The 24,319-nt window shown below is 57.4% G+C and carries 13 protein-coding genes and 11 pseudogenes; 3 read left to right on the top strand and 21 right to left on the bottom strand.

Going from position 1 to position 24,319, the window contains the following annotated elements; translation table 11 throughout:
- Nucleotides 1-4: 4 nt before the first annotated feature.
- The 13 genes and pseudogenes from N7E01_RS17735 to N7E01_RS17795 all read right to left on the bottom strand — a co-directional run bounded on the left by N7E01_RS17735 (nt 5) and on the right by N7E01_RS17795 (nt 11,657).
- Nucleotides 5-964: a VOC family protein gene (locus N7E01_RS17735; protein WP_289173832.1), complete on the bottom strand. Its 960-nt coding sequence runs from the start codon at nt 962-964 to the stop codon at nt 5-7.
- 88 nt (nt 965-1,052) lie between these two features.
- Nucleotides 1,053-2,550 (bottom strand): annotated as a pseudogene (locus N7E01_RS17740) (aldehyde dehydrogenase).
- 9 nt (nt 2,551-2,559) lie between these two features.
- Nucleotides 2,560-3,377, bottom strand: a pseudogene (locus N7E01_RS17745) (aspartate dehydrogenase).
- A 10-nt stretch (nt 3,378-3,387) separates the two neighbouring features.
- Nucleotides 3,388-5,102 (bottom strand): annotated as a pseudogene (locus N7E01_RS17750) (thiamine pyrophosphate-binding protein).
- Nucleotides 5,095-5,884: pseudogene (locus tag N7E01_RS17755) on the bottom strand (SDR family oxidoreductase). The pseudogenes N7E01_RS17750 and N7E01_RS17755 overlap by 8 nt, the downstream one beginning before the upstream one ends.
- Before the next feature lie 22 nt (nt 5,885-5,906).
- Nucleotides 5,907-6,485, bottom strand: a complete 579-nt coding sequence (locus N7E01_RS17760; protein WP_350494896.1) for an IclR family transcriptional regulator — start codon at nt 6,483-6,485, stop codon at nt 5,907-5,909.
- A gap of 293 nt (nt 6,486-6,778) precedes the next feature.
- Nucleotides 6,779-7,570: pseudogene (locus tag N7E01_RS17765) on the bottom strand (alpha/beta fold hydrolase); the annotation flags it as partial.
- Nucleotides 7,571-7,583: 13 nt separating this feature from the next.
- A complete protein-coding gene (locus tag N7E01_RS17770; protein ID WP_289173834.1) occupies nt 7,584-8,114 on the bottom strand; it encodes a cupin domain-containing protein in 531 nt (176 codons plus the stop codon).
- 15 nt (nt 8,115-8,129) lie between these two features.
- Nucleotides 8,130-8,917: pseudogene (locus N7E01_RS17775) on the bottom strand (SDR family oxidoreductase).
- 9 nt (nt 8,918-8,926) lie between these two features.
- Nucleotides 8,927-9,704, bottom strand: a pseudogene (locus N7E01_RS17780) (ABC transporter permease).
- A gap of 77 nt (nt 9,705-9,781) precedes the next feature.
- Nucleotides 9,782-10,777 carry an ABC transporter substrate-binding protein gene (locus tag N7E01_RS17785; RefSeq protein ID WP_289173836.1) on the bottom strand — a complete coding sequence of 332 codons (996 nt, stop codon included), beginning with the start codon at nt 10,775-10,777 and terminating at the stop codon, nt 9,782-9,784.
- A gap of 99 nt (nt 10,778-10,876) precedes the next feature.
- Nucleotides 10,877-11,239 (bottom strand): P-loop NTPase family protein, encoded by a 363-nt coding sequence (locus N7E01_RS17790; protein WP_289173838.1) that lies wholly within the window; start codon nt 11,237-11,239, stop codon nt 10,877-10,879.
- Between the two features lie 76 nt (nt 11,240-11,315).
- Nucleotides 11,316-11,657: an ATP-binding cassette domain-containing protein gene (locus N7E01_RS17795; protein ID WP_289173839.1), complete on the bottom strand. Its 342-nt coding sequence runs from the start codon at nt 11,655-11,657 to the stop codon at nt 11,316-11,318.
- A 406-nt stretch (nt 11,658-12,063) separates the two neighbouring features.
- On the opposite strand from N7E01_RS17795, the gene N7E01_RS17800 reads away from it, so the two are divergent.
- The 3 genes from N7E01_RS17800 (at nt 12,064) to N7E01_RS17810 (ending at nt 14,303) form a co-directional block, all read left to right on the top strand.
- The gene (locus N7E01_RS17800; RefSeq protein ID WP_289173841.1) at nt 12,064-12,300 is read left to right on the top strand and encodes a recombinase-like helix-turn-helix domain-containing protein; all 237 of its coding nucleotides are present in this window, start codon (nt 12,064-12,066) and stop codon (nt 12,298-12,300) included.
- A gap of 18 nt (nt 12,301-12,318) precedes the next feature.
- Nucleotides 12,319-13,359: an aromatic ring-hydroxylating oxygenase subunit alpha gene (locus tag N7E01_RS17805; protein WP_289173843.1), complete on the top strand. Its 1,041-nt coding sequence runs from the start codon at nt 12,319-12,321 to the stop codon at nt 13,357-13,359.
- Between the two features lie 125 nt (nt 13,360-13,484).
- A complete protein-coding gene (locus N7E01_RS17810; RefSeq protein ID WP_289173846.1) occupies nt 13,485-14,303 on the top strand; it encodes an IclR family transcriptional regulator in 819 nt (272 codons plus the stop codon).
- Nucleotides 14,304-14,411: 108 nt separating this feature from the next.
- Here the strand turns inward: N7E01_RS17810 and N7E01_RS17815 are convergent, their stop codons facing one another.
- The 8 genes and pseudogenes from N7E01_RS17815 to aceF all read right to left on the bottom strand — a co-directional run bounded on the left by N7E01_RS17815 (nt 14,412) and on the right by aceF (nt 24,309).
- A complete protein-coding gene (locus tag N7E01_RS17815; RefSeq protein ID WP_289173847.1) occupies nt 14,412-14,900 on the bottom strand; it encodes an IclR family transcriptional regulator domain-containing protein in 489 nt (162 codons plus the stop codon).
- A gap of 263 nt (nt 14,901-15,163) precedes the next feature.
- Nucleotides 15,164-16,357, bottom strand: a complete 1,194-nt coding sequence (locus N7E01_RS17820) for an FAD-dependent monooxygenase (protein WP_289173849.1) — start codon at nt 16,355-16,357, stop codon at nt 15,164-15,166.
- Nucleotides 16,358-16,684: 327 nt separating this feature from the next.
- Nucleotides 16,685-18,180 (bottom strand): annotated as a pseudogene (gene purF, locus N7E01_RS17825) (amidophosphoribosyltransferase).
- A gap of 22 nt (nt 18,181-18,202) precedes the next feature.
- A pseudogene (locus N7E01_RS17830) lies at nt 18,203-18,689 on the bottom strand (CvpA family protein).
- Nucleotides 18,686-19,450, bottom strand: a complete 765-nt coding sequence (locus N7E01_RS17835; RefSeq protein WP_289173851.1) for an SPOR domain-containing protein — start codon at nt 19,448-19,450, stop codon at nt 18,686-18,688. Before N7E01_RS17835 ends, N7E01_RS17830 begins: the two are co-directional and overlap by 4 nt.
- A gap of 16 nt (nt 19,451-19,466) precedes the next feature.
- Entirely contained in the window at nt 19,467-20,777 is a 1,311-nt protein-coding gene (gene folC, locus N7E01_RS17840; RefSeq protein WP_289173853.1) for a bifunctional tetrahydrofolate synthase/dihydrofolate synthase, read from the bottom strand.
- A gap of 25 nt (nt 20,778-20,802) precedes the next feature.
- A pseudogene (gene lpdA, locus N7E01_RS19180) lies at nt 20,803-22,607 on the bottom strand (dihydrolipoyl dehydrogenase).
- Between the two features lie 8 nt (nt 22,608-22,615).
- A pseudogene (gene aceF, locus N7E01_RS17860) lies at nt 22,616-24,309 on the bottom strand (dihydrolipoyllysine-residue acetyltransferase).
- Nucleotides 24,310-24,319 lie beyond the last annotated feature (10 nt).

Below are 24,319 nucleotides of genomic sequence, written 5' to 3' on the forward strand. Positions count from 1 at the left end.
GTGTTTACTTGCGGTCGGTCAGAAATTTCCCTTCCGGCGCCGCCACGTTTTTCTGACGACGGGTGTTGCCATCCAGGCCACCGTCAACCGCCCATTCCGCAAACCGCGTTGGCGCAGGTTCGAACTCACGGGGTTCCCAGTCTTCGGTCAGCTGGTCTTCGTCGGCATAGTATTCAATCAGACCACCCGCCGGGTTCACGAAATACCAGAAATACGCCGATGAAATCGGATGTCGGCCTGGGCCCAGTTGGGTTTTCCAGCCGCAACGATCAAAATGCAGGCCACCGCCAAATACTTCGTGAATATCTCGCACCGCAAACGCCACGTGGTTCAAGCCCACTTTCTTGTCGGGTGTTTCCAGCAGGAACAGGTCGTGGTGGCCACCATCGGCATCGCAACGCATAAAGACACCACGATTGGGGTAACGGTCAGAAGCGACAAACCCGAATTTTTCGGTATAGAACTGTTCGGCAGCAGCGACATCGCTGACAAAGAACACCACATGGCCGACTTCAATGGGTTGGGCTCGCTCGTAAACAGGGCTGCGCGCATTGATACGCGGCTTGCTGTTCCAGGTATTTGACTCGCCACACTGTACGGAAACATCACGCTTGCGTGTTTTCTGGAAACTGACCAGCATGCCGTTGGGGTCAATGCATGACACCCGGCCGTTTTCGTGACTGAACCCCGGCACATCAGCCAGACGACCGGCAAAGCGGTTAACAATGTCGTCAGACGACACACCCCACACGACATGGCGCATGGTAGGGCCTGCCTCGATGGCGGGCGGGTAACGCGTATCGGTGGTTTTCACCACGTTGACCAGACAGCCGTTGAGCGTCGAGAACGTCAGTTTCTCTGGCGTCTCAGCGCTCAGGGTCAGACCCCAGTCGGCGAAAAACTGGCGGCAGGTGTCGAAATCGTCGGCACCATAGGTAATTTCATCAATCCCGATCACATCCATGTTCATTCCTCAATTCTGATTGCGCGATTCAACGGCCCGTTATATCCAGGGGCCAAATACCTACTCTGAATATACGGGCCGGCCCGGTTCAAACGCCGGCCCAGGGCAGCGGCTGTTCGTTCATGCCCCAGTACACGCTTTTTTGTTCCATGTACTGCAAAATGCCTTCGCGACCCTTTTCACGGCCAAGGCCGCTGTCACGCCAGCCGCCAAACGGCGTCGAAATGGAAAAGACCTTGTAGGTATTGATCCAGACGTTACCCGCCTTGACGGCCTTGGCCAGTGACCAGGCTTTCTTGTAATCACGCGTCCAGATCCCGGCGGCCAGGGCGTAAACGCTATCGTTGGCCTGGACAATCAGATCATCAATATCGTCAAACGGCATCACCACCAGCACCGGACCGAAAATTTCTTCCTGGCAAATAGTTTTCTGGTTATCGAGACCCTCGATGATCGTCGGCAGGTAATAGCTGCCTATATCGTACAGATCACCCTTTGGACGCTCGCCGCCACACAAAATATGACCGCCCTCTTCCAGGCCGATATTGACATAACGCTCGACCGCCGCGCGATGGCTCTCACTGATCAGTGGGCCCATCTGGGTTGACTCGCTGGCGGGATCACCCACGCGCAATTGTTTGGCACCCGCGACCAGACGATCGACGAACTCACGATAGATGGAACGTGCCACAAACAGGCGCGACCCGGCAATACATGACTCACCAGAGGAGCTGAAAATGCCATACAACACACCGGCCACGGCATGGTCAAGGTCAGCATCTTCCAGCACCATGGTGGGCGATTTCCCGCCCAGTTCCAGTGAGGCCGGCATGAACTTTTCGGCGGCGATGCCTGCGATGTGTCGGCCGACCGAGGTACCACCGGTAAACGAAACTCGACGTACCAAAGGATGACGGGTGATCAGGTCACCGATGACCGACCCTTTGCCGGGAACGACGCTAACCAGGCCTTTGGGCAGACCCGCCTCATCACAAATACGAGCCAGTTCAAGCGCCATCAAGGGGTGATTTCGGCGGGTTTGACCACAACCGCATTGCCACCTGCCAGCGCAGGCGCCATTTTCTGGGCTTCGCTGGCAATGGGCGAGTTCCACGGTGTAATGGCTGCCACCACACCCATGGGTTCATAAACGCTCATTGACATGAAATCACCGCGCGACGGGGTGATGGTGTCTTCAAGGGTTTCGCAGGCCGATGCAAAAACTGGAACGTACCCGCAGCACTGGCCACCAGGGCACGGGTCTCGTTGATGGGTTTGCCGTTATCCAGGCGCTGCAATTGCGCCAGATGTTCGGCCTTATCGCGTATCAGTTGGGCAATGCGGTACAGCACAGCGGCACGTTCGTGGGGTTTGCGCTGGGCCCATCCACTGGTTTCGAAGGCTTTTTGAGCGCCGATAATGGCCTCTTCCACATCCTCAGGGCTGGCGGCATTCAGTGTAGCCACCACTTCGCCGGTCGCGGGGTAATGAGTGGCGTACGTATTGCCACGCCCCATTCGCCACTCACCGGCAATACAAATAGGCTGGGCCTCGGGCCAGACCGGTAACACGTCGGATTGATTCATGATTTTCCTTTAGACAGCAATAAGGGCGACACGATTTTTAAGTGCGCGCACCACGCTGTAAACCGTCAGCGCCGATGTTTTAGGGTTGGCGGCCAGGGCTTTCCTTTCAGGGTCACCCCCATGAAGCCAAAAGCACCTTGTGCTTCGTAGTAATGGATATTTTCGGTAACGGCAGGGTCAGCCCACAGTTGTACCGTCGTGTTGTCCAGACCCAGGCCAGCCAGCGAGAGCGTTGCTGCCACGTTGGCATTTTTGGGATACAAACGCGCAGCATCGCGGGCAGAACCTTCGAAAAACATTGCTTTTTCTTTCAGGTTACGCAAATCGAGCTTTTCTTCGGCCGGCGTACCCAGCCAGCCCAACGGCGGCTTGCGACCGATATAGGTCACGCTGTCCAGACCGGCCACCCGTGCGGACGCCAGTGCGTCGATACCGCCAATGGCACCCGACAACAGATGCACCTGGGTATCACCCGCCTTGGCGGCGGCTTCAAGCTGCTCAGCCAGCGCCGCGTCTGACAAGGCCCCGATGGATACGACCATGCACGGAATACCCGCCTTAAGGCTGGGTAGCACATGCGCTTCGATGGCACTATGACCGGCACACTCGACCAGCAGATCAGGCTTTGCCTGACCGGAAGGTACGGCAGACACGACCTGTACCGCGCTGGCGTCGGGACGTCCGGCCAGATACTGACGTGAATTCTCTTCGTTACCGGCCGGAACAATAATGTGGGTAATCGAAAGGCGTGGCTCATCAGCCACCAGGTCGAACACCGAGCGTCCAATGGCACCAAAACCCACCATGGCAATACGTTGAGTCGTCATGGCCTGCCCCTTACGCTGCCGTCGGTGCCGATGTCGTTGCAGGGGCTGCCTGTTCAGCCGGCTGCGGTTCATTGACGGGCGGGCCAGCAAACGCGGTTTTAAACGTACCGATGGACAACATGTCAATTTCAAGCATGAAGGGCCCCTTCGAAGCGCTGGCCTTGGCCAATGCAGCCTCCAGGTCATTCAGATTCGAAACACGCGTATGGCCCATGTTTAATGAATCGCACAGTTTTGCGTAATCAGGGGTGTGCAGTTCCACGTAATGGCGGCGGCCACCGTACTGCGCATCCTGAATGTTCTTGATGACACCGTAGCCTTTGTCGTTCATCAGCACAATGACCATATCGGCATTTTCCTGAACGGCGGTCGCCATTTCACCCAGGTTCAGGATGAAACCGCCATCCCCCGCCAGCGTCCAGGTTTTCTTGCCTGACGCGGTTTGGGCGGCGCCAATGGCCGCGCCGATACCCATGGCCAGCCCTTGACCAATACCACCACCCAGGGCATGCACCCCGGCTTTGGGGTCATTCAGGTAAAGATAGCGGTTCCCCAGGTACTGTTCGAAACCGTGACGTCGCGCACCCAATTGAAATTCTTGCCAACGCTCGCTTGCAAAGCACTGACCAAAGCAGAGTAAGGACCAAGTCCATCCACCAGTGAGGCGACGGCGGCCTGTTTTGCCGCTGCAAGATCGGAGTGAAAGGCCGGATCAACGGATAGTTTGCCTTCCAGGCGATCAGCCAAGCCTTCGAGCACCCGCAACGAATCACCCTGTACAAAGTCGTCAGTTGTGTAGCAGCGACCTTCGGCGCTCGCATCGGCATCGACACGGTACAACGGGCGCGGCAGCTGGAGCTGGTATTTAAGGGTTTCATTACCGCGCAGGCGCGAACCCACCACCAGCATGGCATCGCATGTCTGGTAGAACGACTCTACCGGCTTGTGCAGGTTGAAGGCACCCAGTGACTGCTGGTGATCTTCCGGCACAATACCGCGGCCCTGGGTACTGGAAACCACGCCAAAACCCAGCGCCATCAGACGCTGCACGGCCTTGCCGGCATGACGCGCGCCGCCGCCCAGCCAAAGCAAAGGACGCTTGGCCTTGGCCAGTTGCGCGGCCAGGCGGTCAATTGCCGCCACCGCAGGCTCGACCACCTGAACTTCAGGGGCCGACAAATCGGCGGGCATGTCGATAAGAGCGGCCTGGATATCAATAGGAATTTCGACACTGACCGGACCGGTTGGGGCTGTCAGTGCCACCTGAACCGCCTGGCGGATCGTGCTGATGGCCGTTTCGACACTGCGCACTCGGAAGGCCGCCTTGGATACGGCCTTGAGCATGGTCAACTGGTCTGGTGCTTCGTGAATATACGCCAGGTTCTGGTCGAGGTACGGCGTTTCAATCTGGCCGGTGATGTGCAGCATGGGGGTGCCTGCCGTCAGGGCTTCCACCATGGCGCCGGCCGCATTACCGGCAGCGGTACCCGTACTGGTCAGGCAAACCCCCAGCTCTCCGGTGGTGCGCGCGTAGGCATCGGCCATGTTGGTACCACCCGCCTCACCACGCGCCGGAATAAAACGGATAACGCCGCGCTCGCCAAAGGCGTCGAGAATGGGCATGTTGTGAATGGAAATCACCCCGAATGCCGTTTTGACCCCACACTGCTCAAGAAAGGCAGCAATGGCCGCCCCAACGGTGACTTTGACGGTAGTGTTATGCATGACGGGAGACTCCTCCGGACACATCGATGTGTGAGCCGGTTGTATAAGATGACAAGGGGGTAGCTAAAAAACAATGGCGCGAGCCGCCTCTTCAGGACGGCCAAGACGCCCCAGCTGGATATTCTTGCGACGGGCCAGATTCAGTGACCATGTATCCCAGTCTTCTGATGTGTCTTCGCGCGCTTCGAAGCGGCGACGCCACTGGCCGGAATCAACCAGACCCAGCAAAATGCCATTGACCCGAATGCCTTTCGGTGCAAACTCGGTCGCCATCGAACGCACCAGGTTCATGATGCCTGCGCGGGCCGCCGATGTGGCGACCATGTGCGGTTCGGGTTGGGCCGCCAGCAACGAGTTGACGCACACAATGGCAGCATCGGGCTGCGCCTCGAGGTCGGGCATGAAGGCGCGGGTGGGGTTGATGACCGAGAAAAACTTGAGTTTCAGTTCATCTTCCCAAGCCTGGTCGTCGGTGTCGGCAAACGTTGACAGACGAGCCTGGCCGGCATTGTTGACCAGCATAGATACGGGCCCCAGAGCCGCTCGAACTGCAGCTGCAAACTGGCGAACCTGTTCACCATCCAGCACATCACAGGCCTGGGAAAAATGCGTCGCGACGGAAACTGTGTCTTCAGACGATTGACAACCGTTTCAAGCCGACCGGCATCACGACCGCACAACGCCACATCGGCGCCTTGTTCGAGCAACAACGTGACTGTGGCCAGCCCGATGCCGGATGACCCGCCGGTCACAACGGCGACTTTTCCTTCAAGGTTAATCATGGGTTCCTCGTGGTGTTAACCATTAATGGTGTGAGCCGGCCGTCGGGACAATGTGATCCAGCAACCCGGATAATTCACGGCTTGCCTGACATGCCTTTGCGGCCAGCGATTCGATATAGTGCGGGTTGACGTTCTTGCTGGAAATCGTGATGCCCAGTGCACCAACCACCTTGCGGTCATAACCGCCAAACACGGGTACAGCCAGCGTGGCGATACCCGACTCGTAATAATCGGCATCAAATACATACTCGTGGTCGCGATCTGCCTGAATCAGGCGATACAAATCGCCCACGGTTGCCGGCGTTTTATCAGTAACGCGATGCAGGTACTCTTCCGGATACAAGGCCTGAAGCGCCTCGAAAGGGGTGTCTTGCAACAACACACGACCAAACAACGTGGCATGCGCGGGCAAACGTGTTCCCAGCTGCACGGTATTCACCAGTGGCCCGGGCTGAACGGCGCGTCCGACATACACGATGGACCGGCCATCGCGAACCACGAGGTTGCACGAGCAGCCTGTCGCATCACGCAACTGTTCAAGAAACGGCCGCCCGATCTCGGTCAGCTCTCGCGAGGCCAGCAGTTCGAAACCCAGTTGCAATACACCACTGGCCAGACAGTAATCACGACCCGTGCTGTCACGCCGGATCTGGCCAAGCTGCTCGAGTGTTGCCAGCAAACGGAATACGGTGGAGCGCGGTATGCCAAGGCGGCGCGCAAGCTCGGGGCCGAGAGCACCGGCTCGTGACGCGAAAACTGTCGCAAGATCAACAACCCGCGCTCAAGGCCGGGAACAATGTATTTGCTGCTGTGATCCAGCACCGGGGCATCATTGGGCTTCATAGCCCCCCGCAAGTCGGTAAAGGCCGACACGATGAGGCCGGCTACCTGCATGGGCTGCTCGATGTAACAGGCATGACCTGCTGCGTGAACGAGGTCGAACGGCATACCATGCTGTTGCGCATAGGCCTGCGACTGCACAGGGGTGGTCACGACATCGGCATCGCCACAATACACACGCGTGTTTGACGCCATCAGACCACGGTGGCGGTTGATGTCGTCGCCGCAAAGCAGTTCAACGGCCTGGCGATACCCGCCGGCATGCAATCGCAGGGCATTTTGGGTAACCGCCTGGCGCTGGGCAGGCAAGGCATTGGCCGACAGCAAGCGTGCAGGCAATGCCGCCGCAATACCCTCGATACCCTTTTGCTCAAGGGCATCCAGACGCCCCTTGCGGACATCGGCCGACTTTTCGGTGCCGCCATAACCCAATGCCGGACTGAACAATGCGTAGCCAAATGCCCTGGCCTGAGGCAGACTGCTGTAACCTGCGGCCATCAGGGCCCCCAGCGAATGGCCTACCAGCAGAAACTCTTCAAGATCAAGGGCGTCGACCAGCGCAGCCAGACTGGCTGCGTAGTCGATCGCCAACGGCGCCGACTCCGATAACGGTGCCGAATCGCCATAGCCCGGAGCGTCCCAGGCAATGACGCGGCCGTGATCAGCCAGGACGCGGGCACAGTCTTGCCACGACCCGGAACCTGAACTGATACCGTGCAGCAGCACGAACGTCTTGGGACTGCTGGTGCCCGAATCACGCACGCTGATGACACCGCGTGCGGTTTCGACGCGGCATGGCACCCAGGCCTCGCCGCTTTCCCAACGTGCTGCTGTTGAATGACGCATTGCAAACCCCGTCTTAGCGCTTGATTTTGGACAAGGGGTGTTCAGGCGGATACGTGGGCGTGATGGGCTTCTTGGCGCCCAGCATGACACACATCAGCGCATCTTCGTCACCAATGTTGATTTCCTCGCGGTAGACGCCCGGGGGAACCGAAACCAGATCACGATCGGTCAGAATGGTTTCGAAACGCTCACCGTCTTTTTCAAGAATAAGCTTGAGCTTGCCGCGAATGACGAAGAAAACCTCTTCGACATCGGTGTGAATATGGGATGGACCTTCGTGGCCGGCCGGGATCACCATAGTCGAAAACGTGAAATTTTCAGACGGTACGGTGTTGACGTCTGAGGCAACGCCGGTACCACCGGTACCGACATAGCGCATCTGGGCACGGCGGTATTTCGGGTCGAAGTCGGCCTGGAATTTCAGGGCATCCCAGTCGTACTTGCGGGTGGAGAAACGCGCAATGCGGGTTGACATCCAGTCTTCAAAGCTTGCGCCTTCAGGACGGGTCCAGGTCGGTTGATCATTTACTGCTTGTTCGCTCATAAAATCACCTTTTGGTTAATGCATGACAAAGCCGCCATTGACAGCCAGTACTTGGCCAGTCACGAAACGTGACAGACCGGATAAAAGAAAGACAATGACACCACTGACGTCTTCGGGAACCTGGGCGCGCTGAATGGCACGCTGGTTTTCGTAGAGCTCGTGACGATGCTTGGGCACATATTCAGTGGCCTCGACCAGTGTCAGGCCCGGTGCAACCGCGTTAACGGTGATGTTGTCAGCACCCATTTCACGGGCCATGGAATGCGTCATGGCAATGACGGCCCCCTTGCTGGCCACATAAGCCATCAGGTTGGGTGCGCCCCACAGGGCCGTGTCGGACGCCAGGTTGACCACAGCCCCATTCCCTGAAGCACGCAACGCGGGCAAACAGGCCTGGGTCATGAGCCAGCACCCCTGACATTGACCGTCATGACCCGATCGAACATGTCGATCTGCAACTCTTCCATGGTCTTGCCGCCTGAATTCGTGATGGCGGCGTTGTTGACCAAACCATCAAGGCCACCCAGCAGATTTGCCGCCAGTTCGGCACACTGCCGGATCGACTCGGGACTGGATTGGTCGAACACCACGGTGTGCGCCTTGAAACCTTCGGACTCAAGACGAGCCTTGGCCTGGGCGAGTTCAGGCTCGAGAATGTCGGCCAGAACCACCGAAGCACCGGCCTGCAAGGCCAGGCGGGCCAGATCGAAACCCAGGCCACGAGCCGCACCCGTGACCAGAACACGCCGACCTGCCAGGACTTTGGCCGCGATCTGTGCCGAACTGTTGATATGCTGATTCATGGTGTGCCTTTACGCCGTTGTCGTCGTGATTTTCGGGATGTAATGCAGGCAACGACGTTCGGCCCAGACCACGACGGCATACGCCACAATACCGATGACCGTCAGCCCCAGAATGGCGACAAACACCCCGGCTGTATTGCCCTGACCTTCAGAGTCAACCAGCAAAAAGCCAAGACCTTTGTTGCCGCCGACCAGCTCGCCCACCGTAACCCCGATAACCGCCAGGGTTGAGCCGATACGCAGACCCGAAAACAACGCCGGCAGCGATGACGGGAACTCGACCAGACGGAAAATCTGCCAACGGGTCGCATTCAACGTGCGTACCAGATTGACCATATCGGGGTCTACCGTACGGATTGCCGACAGCACGTTGATCATGATCGGGAAGAACACAATCAAAAGACCGACCAGGATTTTGGGGTAAATGGTGTAGCCCATCCACATCACGAACAGCGGTGCAAAGGCCACTTTCGGAGCAATTTGCAAGGCCAGGATGTAGGGTGACAGCACGGATTCTGTGGTGGGAGACAACCCCAGCACCACACCCACGAACAAACCCAGCAAGGCACCCAGAATGAAACCCAGCACGACCTCAAGAGCGGTATAGCCGAAGTGTTCTACCAGGTTGCCGTCACTCCACATGCGGAAAAACTCGTCAACCACCGATGTGAATTTGGGCCAGATGTACTCGGGTGTGCCCAACAGGCACTGGCAACCACTGCCAGGCTGCCAGCACCGCCACCAATACGGCCAGACTGCACATTAACGTAAATGCATGTTTCGTCATGCCAGCTCCTTTCGCAGGGGATGTACTACGTGGGGCTCCTGCGGGTGCGTCGACACTGGCCGCGGAAGAACTCAAACTCATTGACCGGCTCCAACAAACTGGTTGGTGTACAACTCATCCAGCGGGGAAGCCTTGCTGACAATACCTTCGGACACGTAGAACTCTTGTACTTTGGCAAGGCGGTCAGGGTCCATCTTGCCCAACACAGGCTGTTTGGCATAGACATACTGGTTGTAGAGGTCCATGATCTGACGCACTTCCGCTTCTTTGCCCTTGAACGCCGGGTTGGCTTCAACATAAGCGGTAACCGCCTTGTCGGTATCCGTCATGATGAGGTTCATGCCCTTGAGCGTGGCGCGAACGATTTTCTGGATAAGCTCAGGGTTGTTCTTTATGGACTCGTCAGAAGCCAGAATGGCCTGGGCCATACTGTCGAAGGTTTCATTGGCCGGCATCAGGGCCACTTTCTTGCCCGCTGTTCGGGCACCGACAACCCAGTCAGGCACACCCGCCATGGCGTCGGTTTTGCCGGAAGCAAACAACTGCCATACTCCGGCCGGACCGGCCGCCTGAATGGCTGCATCGTTGCGCGTCAGACCCGCCTTGCGCAGGGTACCCAGCAAGGCATAGTAGGTGGTGTCGGTATACGCCATGACCGAAATGGTTTTACCTTTCAGTTCAGCCGGCTTGGTAATCGGGTTGGCCTCATCGGACGCGACCAGCGTCAACGAGCCGGCACCGAGTACGGCGACCGCCTTGACCGGGATGCCATTGGCACGGACGATGATCGGGGTATCGCCGATGGCACCGCCAATCACGGCATTGCCGGCACCAATCTGCTTGGCCACATCAACACCACCCTTTCCTGCCACGAAGTTGACCTTCAACCCTTCCTCGGCAAAATATCCCTGATGATCCGCAATCAGCCACGGGGCAAAGGCGGTCAACGTTTTAGGCGCCGGCAACAAGTAGGTAATTTCCTGCAGGCTCTTGCCGTGGTTATCGGCCAATACGGCGGGTGCGGTGAACAGTGCACACGCACTGAGAGCGGTCATGGCGAAAAATTTTTTCATTTAATCCTCCGGTAGAGATGTGATGAGGGTTTTAAGGGTTACAACACTTCTTGGGGCAAACACACAGCAACAACAGGGTGCAGCAATGACGGTTGACCATCAGTGCAGATGTTCTTCCTTGCCAATCTTGAGCAAATCCATCAGACGGCCGACCAACGGGCCCACTTCATGCATCTTGCGTCGCTCGAGAGGGTTTTCACGCTGAGGCAACTGAATGGGAATTTCTTCAATGACGGTGCCGGGTCGCTCGCTCATGACCAGCAGGCGGTCAGAGAGCGCTACCGCCTCAACCAGATCATGGGTGATGAACAACGCCGTCCGTTTTTTCTCGAAGAGCATCTGAGCCAGATCTTGCTGCAGCACCATCTTGGTCTGGGCATCCAGAGCTGAAAACGGTTCGTCAAGCAACATGACCTGTGGATCAACCGCCAGCGTGCGAGCCAGCGCAGCCCGCTGGCGCATACCCCGGACAACTGATACGGGTAATGCTTCTCAAAGCCCTTGAGGTGGCACTTGTGCAGCAACTCATGGGCAACGCTCATGCGTTCCCCTTGGAAACACCGGCAATCTCGAGACCCAGGGCCACGTTATCTTCAATGGTGCGCCATTGCATCAACAAATCTTTCTGCAGCATGAAGGCCACTTCACGCACGGGTCGGGTCACTAATTTACCCGCCACATAGACCTCGCCTTCTGTCGGCTGATAAAGCCCCGAACCCATATTCAGCAAAGTGCTTTTTCCGCAGCCTGAAGGACCGATCAGCGAGACCACCTCACCCTTGTTGATCGACAAGGACACATTGGTCACTGCTGTGATCGGCCTGGACGTCTGCTTGTCGATAAACGACTTTCGTACATTCCGGAATTCGATTTCAACCATCAGGCTGGGCTCCTAGAGTGTTGTGTGGACGGCAATCTTGTTGGTGACACCAGGATCACACCACCCTCACAATGTTTCATATATGAACTGACGTTTTCTCAATTGAACAAACTTTATCGCTTCGATGCGCGATCAAATAGTAGGGATAACCCTTTGTCTGGTATTCCAGCCCATTTCCCGAGGTCGCCCGGGTGCTCTCCAAAGACTAATAAAATTAAAATAAATCGTTTAAAAATAAATGGTTAGTTAAATTATCAAACCAAAATTAGGGGTTTCCACCAATAGATCGTCGTTTTGACGACGCCTACACTAACCAAAAATAAAACGCTGTTTAATATATGAAACAACAAGCCGCTTATTAATCACGGGTTGTTTCATGTCATGCCCTTTAATCGGAGGCCTATAAATGCTAGATCGTTACCTTACGCCCTGCTACCTCGAACCTCATCAGGCGCGCACATCCGAACCCACCGCGTATGAAAACCTGTTGGGCGATACGCTCGAACGTGCGTACGCATCCGGCGTGACCGCCATCGAGCCTTTGGTCGCTTTCCTGAACGAGCAGGGTCCGCAGCCGCTAACGACCGACCTCTGGACACCTGATGTACTGAAGGCCGAACTGGCACGCCTGGCCGCCGACTAACCTCTTCCGGAACGACTCATGAGCACAGCTAACGCAGCCGCCACCGCGGCCAACACCGAAGAAGCCATCCAGAAAATCCTTGCAGACGGCCTCAAAGACTTGTGGTATGCCATCTGCCCATCACATTTCGTCAAGGACACCCCCGTTTCATTGCGCCGGCTGGGCCTGAAACTGGTGCTGTGGCGTGACGCCGACGGCAAAGCCCATTGTCTGGAAGACCATTGCCCGCACCGTGGCGCACCGCTGTCATTCGGTATCCCGCTAGGTAACAAAATTGCCTGTGGCTATCACGGTGTCGAGGTGCGCTCGGATGGCACGGTCGTGTCGGTTCCGGGCAGCCCCGGCTGCAAGCTCGAAGGCTCCCGCGCAACGCGTGCCTTCCACCTGCAAGAAAGCAATGGCGTGATCTTCATGTACAACTCATCGCAGAACATTGACGAGCCGCCTCCACTGGTTCTGCCCGAACAGCTGGTATCCGACGAATGGTCCAGCTTCCTGTGCTATACCGAATGGCGCGGCGATTACCGCTACGTCATCGACAACGTCATGGACCCGATGCATGGCACCTACCTGCACAAGCAATCCCACAGTATGGCGGTTGGTTCACGTTCGGCCCAATTCCAGCTACGCGACACGGAACATGGCGTTATCTTTGAAAAAGCCGGCCAGCGCGATGTAAACTTTGACTGGTCTGAATGGGCCGACACCGGCCTGCACTGGATGCGCCTTGAAATCCCCTACCCCAAAACCGGTGGTCCTGGCGGCAATTTCTGCATCATTGGCTGCTTCACTCCCATTGCTCCCAACCTGGCGTCAGTATTCTTCTGGCGTGTCCGCAAAGTATCGGGTTGGGAGCGTGATTCATGGCGTTTCCTGTACAAAAACCGCCTGGAAGCTCGCCACTGGGCTGTGCTTGAACAAGACCGTGTCGTGCTCGAACAGATGGAACCCGACGCCAACCAGCGCGAACACCTGTATCAGCACGATGTCGGTATCACACGGATTCGCCGCCAGTTGCGCAAGCTCGCCACGGAACAATTGGCGCGCGGGGTCAAGTAAGCTCTAAAACAAAATAATCTTCAACAGTTTTGGCTGTGCGCCCGCTGTTCCGGGCGTTCTTGCAGGCGGCATTGTTCTATAGGACAATGCCGCTTTTTAGTTCATATATAAAACAAGAATTGACTATGCCAGTATTGACACCAACCGACAGCGGTCTGGAAGACAGCGAGACAGACAAGGCCGATAAATACTCGGTGCCCGGACTTGAGCGCGGACTGCGGATCCTGGCCGAATTTTCACGCGACACGCCCACCCTGTCGGCCCCCGAACTGGCCAGGCGCCTGCAGGTGCCACGTACCACGATATTCCGCTTGCTGGTTACCCTGGAAAGCCTGGGCTTTGTCGAACGTCTGAATAACGGGCGCGATTTCCAGCTGGGTACCGCTGTGTTGCGCCTGGGCTTCGAATACCTGGCCTCGCTCAGCATCACCGAACTCAGCCGCCCGATCCTCGAGCGCTTGCGTAATGACACCGGCTATTCGTCCAATCTGGTCATTCGCGACGGGCGCGATATTGTCTATGTGCAGAAAGTCGCCCCGGCGTCGGTTTTCAGCAGCTCTGTCCACATTGGTACACGGCTGCCGGCACACGCCACCGTACTGGGGCGGGTATTGCTCAGCCATCACACACTTGACGAACTGCGTGCCCTTTATCCGGAGGAACACCTGCGGATCTACAATGCGCACACGCCGCCGAGCGTGCTTGATCTGTTCGGCCTGTTGCAGGCCGACAAGGCCAGAGGCTATGTGCTTGAGGAAGGTTTTTTCGAGACGAATATATCGTCAATTGCAGCACCGGTTTTTGACGAAACCGGGCGAGTTGTAGCCGCCATGGGTATGACGGTTCCCGCTGTACATGTCCCTGAGCTTGATCGGGACATGCTGGTCAGCAAGGTCATGTCGTCGGCGCGCGAACTGTCACTGGCTCTAAACGCGCGCCCCTGACGCTTGACACGCCTTGTTGACCCAGACTGCACGAGCAAAGCTGGACCACACAGGGATGCCCAGGCGCTCTGTCCCGGTTTTGGGACTGGTTCCGGCTCAGGCGCTGCTTCAGGCGCCGAACGCAATCGTCGACAATTGTTGCCCGGCGGCTTTCAGGGTGGTCTCGAGGTTTCGTCGAGCCGTTTCTTCGGCCAGTGCCTGTGCAGGCCCCGCAACACTGAGTGCGGCAACCGGTTGCCCACTGCGGTCAGTCACGGCAACAGCGCACGCACTGATACCCTGTTCAAGACCTGAGTGACTCCAGGCACACCCCTGGGCTCTTGCTGCCTCCAGGCGTATCTCAAGTGCTTGAAAAGCGTCAGGATCAGACTCGGCAAGCGCACCCAAGTCGGTGCGCCGCGTCAGGACATCGGATGGCAATGCAGCCAGAATTGCCTGACCCGGAGCCGCGCGCCAGGCTGCAATACGACTGCCTATGGTGATCAGACTGACCAGGCCAGCCGGGGGCATTTCACGCAGCACATAGGTGATGTCGGGCCCGTCTGGCAAACTCAGGTAGGCGGCATGCCCCATCTGCTGGCAGAGCCCGCGAACCACGCGCCGCCCGGTTGAAATCAGGTCATGCCCCCCATGCCCTTTGCCGCCATGGTCAGGTAGCGCAAGCCGACCTGATACCCGCCACCCGGCAGTTTTTCAATCATGCCTTCGTGTTCAAGCGTCGCCAGCAAGCGCATGACCGTGACACGATTGACATCGATCAGGCGGCCTGTTTCGCTAAGATTTTCCGTACTGCCCCCTGGGCAATGAACTCAAGAAGCCGCAAACCCCGAATCACAGGGGACACCAGCCCTGCCGTCAAATTATCGGCCGGGTCGGCCGAACCCGGAGTGCGAGACGCAGGGCTCATGCCGCTTGCCCTGCAGCTTCGCCCAAGGGCACACCCAGGCATCATAAGCATAAACCCAATCGGCGTTGCTGCCGGCCTTGAGCCAGTTGTTACCACGCGAGCCGATCTGGATCTGTGATGTACGGGCAAGACGTGAGTCCTGGAACGCCTGCAAGGCCGCCTCGACCGACGCAAACGACGGGTCAGCCAGACAACGGGCCAGCACGATCGCATCTTCAATCGCCTGACCCGCCCCTTGCGCCATGAACGGCATCATGGGGTGCGCGGCATCGCCCATCAGTACGCAACGCCCTTCAAACCAGCGTGGCAGCGGGTCGCGCACGTACAGCGCGGATTTGAGTACGGTATCGCATGCATCAAGTACCGCCCTGGCTTCGGGATGAAAATCTTGATATAGCGCCTTGAATTCGCTCACATCGCCCGGAGCGGTCCACGATTCAAGGTGCCAGCCTTCCTGCGGGATTGTGGCAAAAATGAAAATATCCTTGCCCAGATTAAGCGGAAACGTCACGATCTGGACTTCGGGAATCGACCCCCACCATTTGGTGAAAGCATTCAGGTTAGGAATACCCGCAAGCTTTTCAGCCGGCACGACGGCACGATACGCCACCACCCCTGTGAAGTCTGGACTTTCATTGCCAAACAGTGCGGTGCGAACCGAAGAATGTATACCGTCAGCACCAATCAAGAGATCGACAACATCGTTTGAGCCATCTTCAAACGTAATGTGCACTTGACCATTGCGCTGTTCGACCGCCGCAACCCGCCTGGAAAACTGTACCGTACCGGGCGGTACGGCACGTTCTAGTGCCTGCATCAGATCGGCCCGATGCAAAGTCAGTTGCGGCGCACCGTATTTGTCTTGCGCCGCCTGTGCCATTTCGATGCGCGATGTTTCTTCGCCGGTATACCCGTCACGGCTGATGCGATGTGTGGGGCGGGCGGCCGTTTCGCGCAATGCGTCACCAATACCCAGGCCGTCAAGGGCGCGCACGGCGTTGGGCGTCAGATTGATATCCGCCCCAACACGCGCAAAGCCCTTGGCCTGCTCATAGACCACCACGTCTTTGCCGAGCTTTTGCAGTGCAATTGCCACCGTCAACCCGCCAATACCTGCCCCTGAAATGCCAATACGTTGTGTTGTCATAGCCGTCTCCGTGGATACTCATGCGATGCGACAGAACACAATGATCTGCTCGCGGAAAGTTCATTTATGAACAATATGTTCAAATTTTATTTAAAATCAATGCATCCGGATACCCGGGTTTATACCGATAAGCTCACGATGACATGCAATGAGGGCAAGTGGCATGTGCAAGCGCACCTATGCGTCAGCAGCACCAAAAAACCCCGTTGCAACGGGCAACGGGGCAGATCGTGTATTGAAAGAATGCGGATCAAATCCTTCCAGCGGAATAATGCCTTCAAAATGGCAATAAACACAAAGGACTTAATGCCGGCCGTCGACGATATATCAGTTGTCGTCACTCGCTGCGGCAGGCGGTTCAGCAGCCGCACCACCGCGCGTCTGGCTAAGACGGGCCAGATAGGCCGCATCAATATCACCGGTAACGTACTGTCCGTTGAAACAGGACGACTCAAACTGCCGCATGGCCGGGTTCAAGTCGGTCAGCGTTCGCTCAAGATCAGACAGTTCCTGATAGACCAGCCCGTTTGCACCGATTTCACGTGCGACCTCATCGGGTTCGCGCTGGTGGGCAATCAGTTCGGTTTGTGTGGGCATGTCGATACCGTACACGTTGGGAAAGCGAACCGGCGGTGCTGCTGAAGCAAAAACACCTTGTTGGCACCCGCTTCACGCGCCATTTCAACAATTTGCCGGCTGGTCGTGCCACGAACAATCGAGTCATCAACCAGCAATACATTCTTGCCACGGAATTCCATGTCAATGGCATTCAGCTTCTGACGTACCGACTTCTTGCGAACCGCCTGCCCCGGCATGATGAAGGTGCGACCCACGTAACGGTTCTTGATGAACCCTTCGCGGTAGTTCAAACCCAGGCGCGCGGCCAACTGCATGGCCGAGGGTCGGGATGAGTCAGGAATCGGCATGACCACATCGATTTCCCCAAGGCGCAGCGCTTTCGCGACGTTATCCGCCAGATATTCACCCATGCGCAGACGGGCATCATAAACAGACACGCCATCCATCAGTGAGTCGGGACGGGCAAAATAGACATATTCAAACAGACAAGGCACCAACTTCGGATCATCGGCACATTGGCGGCTACTGAGGTTGCCATCACGGTCGATCAATACCGCCTCGCCCGGGGCAATATCGCGCACGAAATTGAACCCGCACCCCGACAATGCGACGGATTCAGAGGCGATCATCCACTCAATGCCCTTGGACGTTTCTTGTGAGCCCAGGCACAGGGGTCGAATACCGTGGGGATCGCGGAAAGCCACCATGCCAAAACTGGCGATCTGCGCAATGACGGCATAAGCCCCGCGCACACGCCGGTGTACTGCCGAAACGGCATCAAACACTGCCGTGTCATCCAGCGACGCACCAGTTGCCGCCTGCTGCAGTTCATGTGCAAACACATTCAGCAAAACCTCGGAATCAGAGTTTGTATTGATGTGACGGCGGTCAATACGAAACAACTCTTCGCGCAGCTCACGCCAGTTGGTCAGATTGCCGTTGTGCACAAACGTGATGCCGAACGGGGCATTGACGTAAAACGGCTGCGCTTCATCAACGCTGTCACTGGAGCCCGCCGTTGGATAGCGCACTTGCCCAAGGCCGCTATTGCCCGGCAATGAACGCATATTACGCGTGCGAAAAACATCACGCACCAGGCCATGAGCCTTGTACATGCTGAAAAACTGGTCATACGACGTGGCAATGCCGGCCGCATCTTGCCCACGATGTTGCAGCAGCAACAAACTATCGTAAATGAGCTGGTTAACAGGGTTACGGCCAGCAACCCCAACGATTCCGCACATGAGAAATTCCTGAATATGAAACTTAGTAAGGCAACCAAGACGCCAGTGACGGCGGCAAAACATTTTTAATGGCCTGCACCCCTGCACCGCGACGGGCGACAGGCGGGCATCACGCCACCAGGGCTCTTTGGGCAAGTCGGTATACCCGCCCAACGACACCAGAACCAGAATAATCAATACACCACGCATCACACCAAACAGTATGCCCATGCCGTGATCGGCAGGTGTGAGCCCGGTCTTCTTGACCAGCGTTCCCAGCGTGACATTGACAAGCCCCACCAGCAACAGCACCACGATAAACACTGCCGCGTAAGCCACCGCTGTACGCAACAGGTCGTTGACAATATAGGGGTCAGCCAGACTGAAGCTCGCGGCGCCCACCAAATGGCCGCCAGAAAGGCGGCCAGATAAGCAATCAGCGAAAGGACTTCTTTGACCAAACCGCGCAACAGGCCCAAAAACCCGGAAATGACCAGAATGGCCAGCACGATATAGTCAAAACTGGTCACTTGGTAGAAATAAAACCGTTGTCGTAACCCAATGCCCGCAAGCGGGTTTGTGCTGCCTGGGCTGCCTCACGGGTGGGGAATGGACCAACCCGCAAGCGCCATGCCGTCTTTCCGTTGGCGGTTGCTGCCTGGACATACGCATTGGTCACCCCCGCCTCGACAAGCTTGTTGCGCCGCGCTGCCGCATCTTGTTCTGTGGTGTAGGCCGCAATTTGCAGAATGAAATTCCCCGACTTCGCGGGTTCTGCAGACCTGGATGCAGTTTCGGGCTTGCGCCCTTCAAGCAAGGCCAGCGCCACCGCACCATCATCGGTTCGACGACTATCAGCAGCAGGACGAACCGGTTCGGGCTTGGGCCTGGTGGCGGGCTCGGGTCGTGTTTCGGCCACTGGCGGCGGTGCCGACACCGGAGGCAGCGTGACGCTGGCCATGGCTGCAGGTTCGGACACCGGCGGCTCGACCGGAGGCTCGGGCAATTGTTCAATGGTGATACTGCCCGAATTCGCCGCAGCGAGGTCGACGCGATCCTGATCGGGCAGTGGCGGAACGGCAGGCAACACGATAGGCGACACTGGCGCACCCGGAGGCGGCTCGTTATCGATAAGCATGGGCACAACGATGACGGCAGCGACCACCAGCGCCAGAGCACCAATAAGGCGACGCCGCGCGCGCACGCGCAACTCGTTGGCCTGGGCCTCGTTCGGACGCGTCGAGGTACGACGCGACTCGCCTGAATCAGACCCTTTAGAGAAAAACCCCATGGCAACCCGTAAACCGTTAGTTGACTTTACGACCCAGCCAGTTCAAGACCGGCCCGACCGTATGGAAAGAACCAAACACGAGAATTCTATCATTGTCGGCTGCCTGCTTTTGCGCTGCGGCAAAAGCCTGAATCGGATCGTCATACACCGATACAGTCACAGGTTCGTCTTTCCCGTCTTGCGACCCAATGACACGCTGAACATGCTCGGCCAATGCCTGACCGGTTGTCGCACGCGGGCCATCAAGGCCCGCGCAATACCAGTGATCAATACGCGGAGCCAGTTTGGCCAGGGTTTCTTCTATAGCCTTGTCTGAAAACATGCCCACCACCGCGTGGGTGTAAGGATAAAACGGCATGCTGTCCAGATTCTGCGCCAGTACAGCTGCCGCATGCGGATTGTGTGCCACATCGAGCACAACCGCCGGTGAACCCGGCAAAATCTGCATACGTCCGGGCAGGACCACCTGGGCCAACCCCATGCGCACGGCCTGCTGAGGTACGGCCAGGCGACCGCGTAACGCTTCAAGGGCCGCAAGTACCGCACTGGCATTCAGCAACTGATTGGCACCCCGCAAGGCCGGATAGGCCAAGCCGCTACGACGCTGGGAACGCCCGCCATAGGCCCATTGCTGCCGATCGCCGGAGTAGTTGAAATCGCGACCAAACAGCCAGAGATCGGCGCCAAGTTCATTGGCGTAGTCAAGCAGGGTTTGCGGTGGTACCGGATCGGCACAAATTGCCGGTCGACCGCTACGGTAAATGTGCGCTTTTTCCCAGCCGATCTTTTCGCGGGTGTCGCCCAGCCATTCGGTGTGATCAATGTCGACACTGGTGATGATGGCACAGTCGCTGTCAACCAGATTGACGGCATCGAGGCGACCGCCCAAACCCACTTCAAGAATAATGACATCGACGGCGTTGTCGACGAATTCGCACAAAGCCGCCAGAGTGGCGTATTCAAAATAACTTAAGGAGATATCACCGCACGCCTGACGAATGCGATCAAATTGCGAAACGATACGGGCATCAGTGACATTGTCACCGTTCACCCGGATACGTTCATTGAATCTGACCAGGTGTGGCGAGGTATACAGGCCCACTTTGTAACCCGCTGCCAGCACGATGGCTTCAAGCATGGCACAGGTTGAACCCTTGCCGTTCGTGCCACCAACCGTAATGACAACACTTTCGGGTTGTGCCACGCCCAACCGGGCAGCCACCGTTCGAACACGGGTCAGGCCCAGATCGATGGCTTTTGGGTGGGCCGTTTCAAGAAAGCCCAGCCAGTCGTCAAGCGAACTGGCTGAGGTGGGTAGTTGCGCCATGGAAAATGCTCAAAAAACAACCATTTTACCTGCGTCGCGGCGGCGGCAGGTCGGTACACGTTCCATGCGCGACTTCAGCGGCCATGCCGATGGATTCACCCAATGTGGGGTGCGGGTGAATGGTCTTGCCAATATCGACCGCATCGGCGCCCATTTCGATCGCCAGAGCGATTTCTCCGATAAGGTCACCCGCATGCGTGCCAACGATGCCTCCGCCCACAATACGGTGCGATTCGGCATCGAACAGCAGCTTTGTAAAGCCTTCGTCACGGCCGTTGGCAATGGCACGACCCGAGGCAGCCCATGGAAACAGACCTTTGGTTACGGCTATGCCCTGCTGTTTGGCCTCGTCTTCAGTCAAACCAACCCAGGCGACTTCCGGGTCGGTATAGGCGACCGATGGAATGACGCGTGCGTCAAAATAACTCTTTTGACCGGCAATCACTTCAGCGGCCACATGCGCCTCGTGCACGGCCTTGTGCGCCAACATGGGCTGGCCAACAATGTCGCCAATGGCAAAGATATGCGGCACATTGGTACGCATCTGGCGATCAACGGTAATGAAACCGCGGTCGGAAACCAAAACACCGGCATTTTCGGCGCCGATCTTGCGACCGTTAGGCACACGCCCTACCGCCTGCAAGACCAGGTCGTAACGTTGCGGGCCATCTGGCGCACCTTTGCCTTCAAAGCTGACCCAGATGCCATCGTCCCTGGCTTCGGCACCCACTGTTTTGGTATTAAGCATGATGCGATCGAACCGATGGGCATTCATTTTTTCCCATACCTTAACCAGGTCACGGTCGGCCCCCTGCATCAGTCCAGGCTGCATCTCGACAACGTCAAGACGCGCACCCAACGCCGAATAGACTGTACCCATTTCCAGACCGATAATGCCACCACCCACGATCAGCATTTTTTGGGGATGGAACGCAGCTGCAATGCACCGGTTGAATCGACCACGCGCGGATCATTGGGCATGAAGGGCAGTTTGACCGACTGGCTGCCTGCGGCAATGATAGCGGAACCAAAACGAACGGTTTGGGTGTTGCCCTGGACGTCGGTAACCGCCAAGTGGTTGGGGTCAACAAACTGCCCGGTACCGGTCAATACCTTGACCTTGCGCGCCTTGGCCATACCTGCCAGACCACCTGTCAACTTGGCAACCACACTGTCTTTGTAGCCACGCAGGGCGTCAAGATCAATGGTGGGTTCACCAAAACTGAAGCCGTGCGAGGCCAGCGACCTGGCCGCCTCGGCCACGCCAACCGTGTGCAGCAAGGCTTTGGACGGAATGCACCCGACGTTCAGGCAAACCCCGCCCAGGGTGGCGTAACGCTCGACCAGAATGACCGACAGGCCCAGGTCGGCGGCGCGAAAGGCTGCAGAATACCCGCCCGGGCCGGCACCCAGCACCAGAACATCACACTGCTCCTGGGCCAGACCCGAGAAGGTCGCAGGCGCAGGAGCCGCAGCGGGGCCAGAAGCCGGTGCAGCAGCGGATGCCGGCGTGGCTACCGCAACGGCAGCAGAGCTGGCAGGTGCAGCCGCTGAATTGCCGGCGCCAGTGGCTTGCGAAGCGGCCGCTGGCGTATCGGACTCAACCACAACCAGTGCCGAGCCCTCAGCGACCTTGTCGCCCACCTTGACCAGAATCTGGCGCACTACCCCGCCCTGTTCGGCCGGAATTTCCATGGAAGCCTTGTCGGACTCAACGGTGACCAGACTTTGGTCAGCGGCAACCGTATCGCCCACGCTGACCAGCACCTCGATAACTTCGACTTCGGCGAAATCACCGATGTCGGGAACTTTCAGTTCTACGCTGCTCATAGTGACCCTTATAGCGCAATGCGGCGGAAATCAGCCAGAAGACTGCCCAGGTAAGCGTTGAAACGCGCGGCAGCGGCGCCGTCAATGACTCGGTGGTCATACGACAACGACAAGGGTAGCATCAAGCGTGGTTGGAACGCCTTGCCGTCCCAGACCGGTTGATGGGCCGAACGCATCACACCCAGAATAGCGACTTCAGGCGCATTGATGATAGGCGTGAACGACGTACCACCAATACCTCCCAACGACGAAATCGTAAAGCAGCCGCCCTGCATTTGTGCAGGTGAGAGCTTGCCATCACGGGCCTGGCGTGCAAGATCGGAGGTTTCTGCAGCCAGTTCAACAATGCCTTTTTTGTCGGCATCGCGAATAACCGGTACCACCAGCCCGTTGGGTGTGTCAGCGGCAAAACCGATGTGGTAGTACTGCTTGAGCACCAGATTATCGCCTTCGAGTGACGCATTGAATTCGGGGAACTTCTTCAGCGCGGCAACGCAGGCCTTGATCAGGAAGGCCAGCATCGTGACCTTGACACCCGATTTTTCGTTCTCTTTATTCAACTGGACACGCAAGGCCTCAAGCTCAGTGATATCGGCCAGGTCATTGTTGGTAACGTGCGGAATCATGACCCAGTTACGGCTCAGGTTGGCACCCGACAACTTCTTGATGCGCGATAACGGCTTGGTCTCGATAGGCCCGAACTTGGCAAAATCAACCTTGGGCCAATCGATGACGCTGAAGCTGCCAGCAGATGCCGCCGACACAGCTGAACCGGTACCAGTACCACTGGCCAGGGCTTGCTTGACGAAGTTACGAATATCGTCAGCCAGGATACGTTTTTAGGGCCACTGCCCTGAACTCTGGCCAGGTCGACCCCCAGTTCACGAGCGAACTTGCGCACAGACGGCGACGCGTGTGGCAGCGTGTTCAGGGGCTTGTCGCTGACATAGGCTTCAGTGGGTGACGGCCGGCCCGCTGGCGGCACAACTGTCGCAACTGCAGGTGCGGTGCTGACTGCATCTGAGGAGCCCCCACCGGCGACAGGTCCGGACGAAGGCGCCGGCGCAGCAATCTGGGCAGCAGCATCCGCAGCCACGTTCGCAGGCGTCTTCTGGGTTTCAATTTCAATAATGACCGAACCCTTGGCGACCTTGTCACCGACCTTGACCTTGACCGACTTCACGACACCGCTGTGCGATGACGGCACTTCCATGGACGCCTTGTCAGACTCAACAGTAATCAGGCTTTGCTCTGCCGCGACGGTGTCACCTTCCGCGACCAGCACCTCAATGACTTCGACTTCGGCAAAGTCTCCAATGTCAGGCACTTCGACCATCACACGTTCGCTGACGGCGGCAGGTGCCGCAGCCACCACCGCAGGCGCAGCCACGGCACCGGCAGAAGCAGGCGCCACAGCAGAAGTGGCGCTGGCTGCAGCGGCAGGGGCCGTCGTGCTGTACGCTTCGGCTTCCAGTTCAAGAATCAGCGAACCTTCCTTGACCTTGTCGCCAACCTTGATCTTGACGGACTTGACCCGCCCGGATGCCGTTGACGGGATTTCCATGGAGGCTTTGTCAGATTCGACGGTAATCAGGCTTTGCTCTTCTTTCACCATGTCGCCCACTGCGACCATGACTTCAATGACTTCTACTTCGCTAAAGTCGCCAATATCGGGCACTTTAACTTCGACGAGGTTACTCATGTCGTCTCCC

It is taken from the genome of Neopusillimonas aromaticivorans, from assembly GCF_030344915.1.
Classification (GTDB): domain Bacteria; phylum Pseudomonadota; class Gammaproteobacteria; order Burkholderiales; family Burkholderiaceae_B; genus Neopusillimonas; species Neopusillimonas aromaticivorans.

Bases quoted from the DNA above. Each gene is read 5' to 3' on its own strand.
- N7E01_RS17735 (WP_289173832.1), bottom strand. From the start codon at position 964: ATGGATGTGATCGGGATTGATGAAATTACCTATGGTGCCGACGATTTC.
- N7E01_RS17770 (WP_289173834.1), bottom strand. From the start codon at position 8,114: ATGAGCGAACAAGCAGTAAATGATCAACCGACCTGGACCCGTCCTGAA.
- N7E01_RS17785 (WP_289173836.1), bottom strand. From the start codon at position 10,777: ATGAAAAAATTTTTCGCCATGACCGCTCTCAGTGCGTGTGCACTGTTC.
- N7E01_RS17790 (WP_289173838.1), bottom strand. From the start codon at position 11,239: ATGCGCCAGCGGGCTGCGCTGGCTCGCACGCTGGCGGTTGATCCACAG.
- N7E01_RS17795 (WP_289173839.1), bottom strand. From the start codon at position 11,657: ATGGTTGAAATCGAATTCCGGAATGTACGAAAGTCGTTTATCGACAAG.
- N7E01_RS17800 (WP_289173841.1), top strand. From the start codon at position 12,064: ATGCTAGATCGTTACCTTACGCCCTGCTACCTCGAACCTCATCAGGCG.
- N7E01_RS17805 (WP_289173843.1), top strand. From the start codon at position 12,319: ATGAGCACAGCTAACGCAGCCGCCACCGCGGCCAACACCGAAGAAGCC.
- N7E01_RS17810 (WP_289173846.1), top strand. From the start codon at position 13,485: ATGCCAGTATTGACACCAACCGACAGCGGTCTGGAAGACAGCGAGACA.
- N7E01_RS17820 (WP_289173849.1), bottom strand. From the start codon at position 16,357: ATGACAACACAACGTATTGGCATTTCAGGGGCAGGTATTGGCGGGTTG.
- N7E01_RS17835 (WP_289173851.1), bottom strand. From the start codon at position 19,450: ATGGGGTTTTTCTCTAAAGGGTCTGATTCAGGCGAGTCGCGTCGTACC.
- folC (WP_289173853.1), bottom strand. From the start codon at position 20,777: ATGGCGCAACTACCCACCTCAGCCAGTTCGCTTGACGACTGGCTGGGC.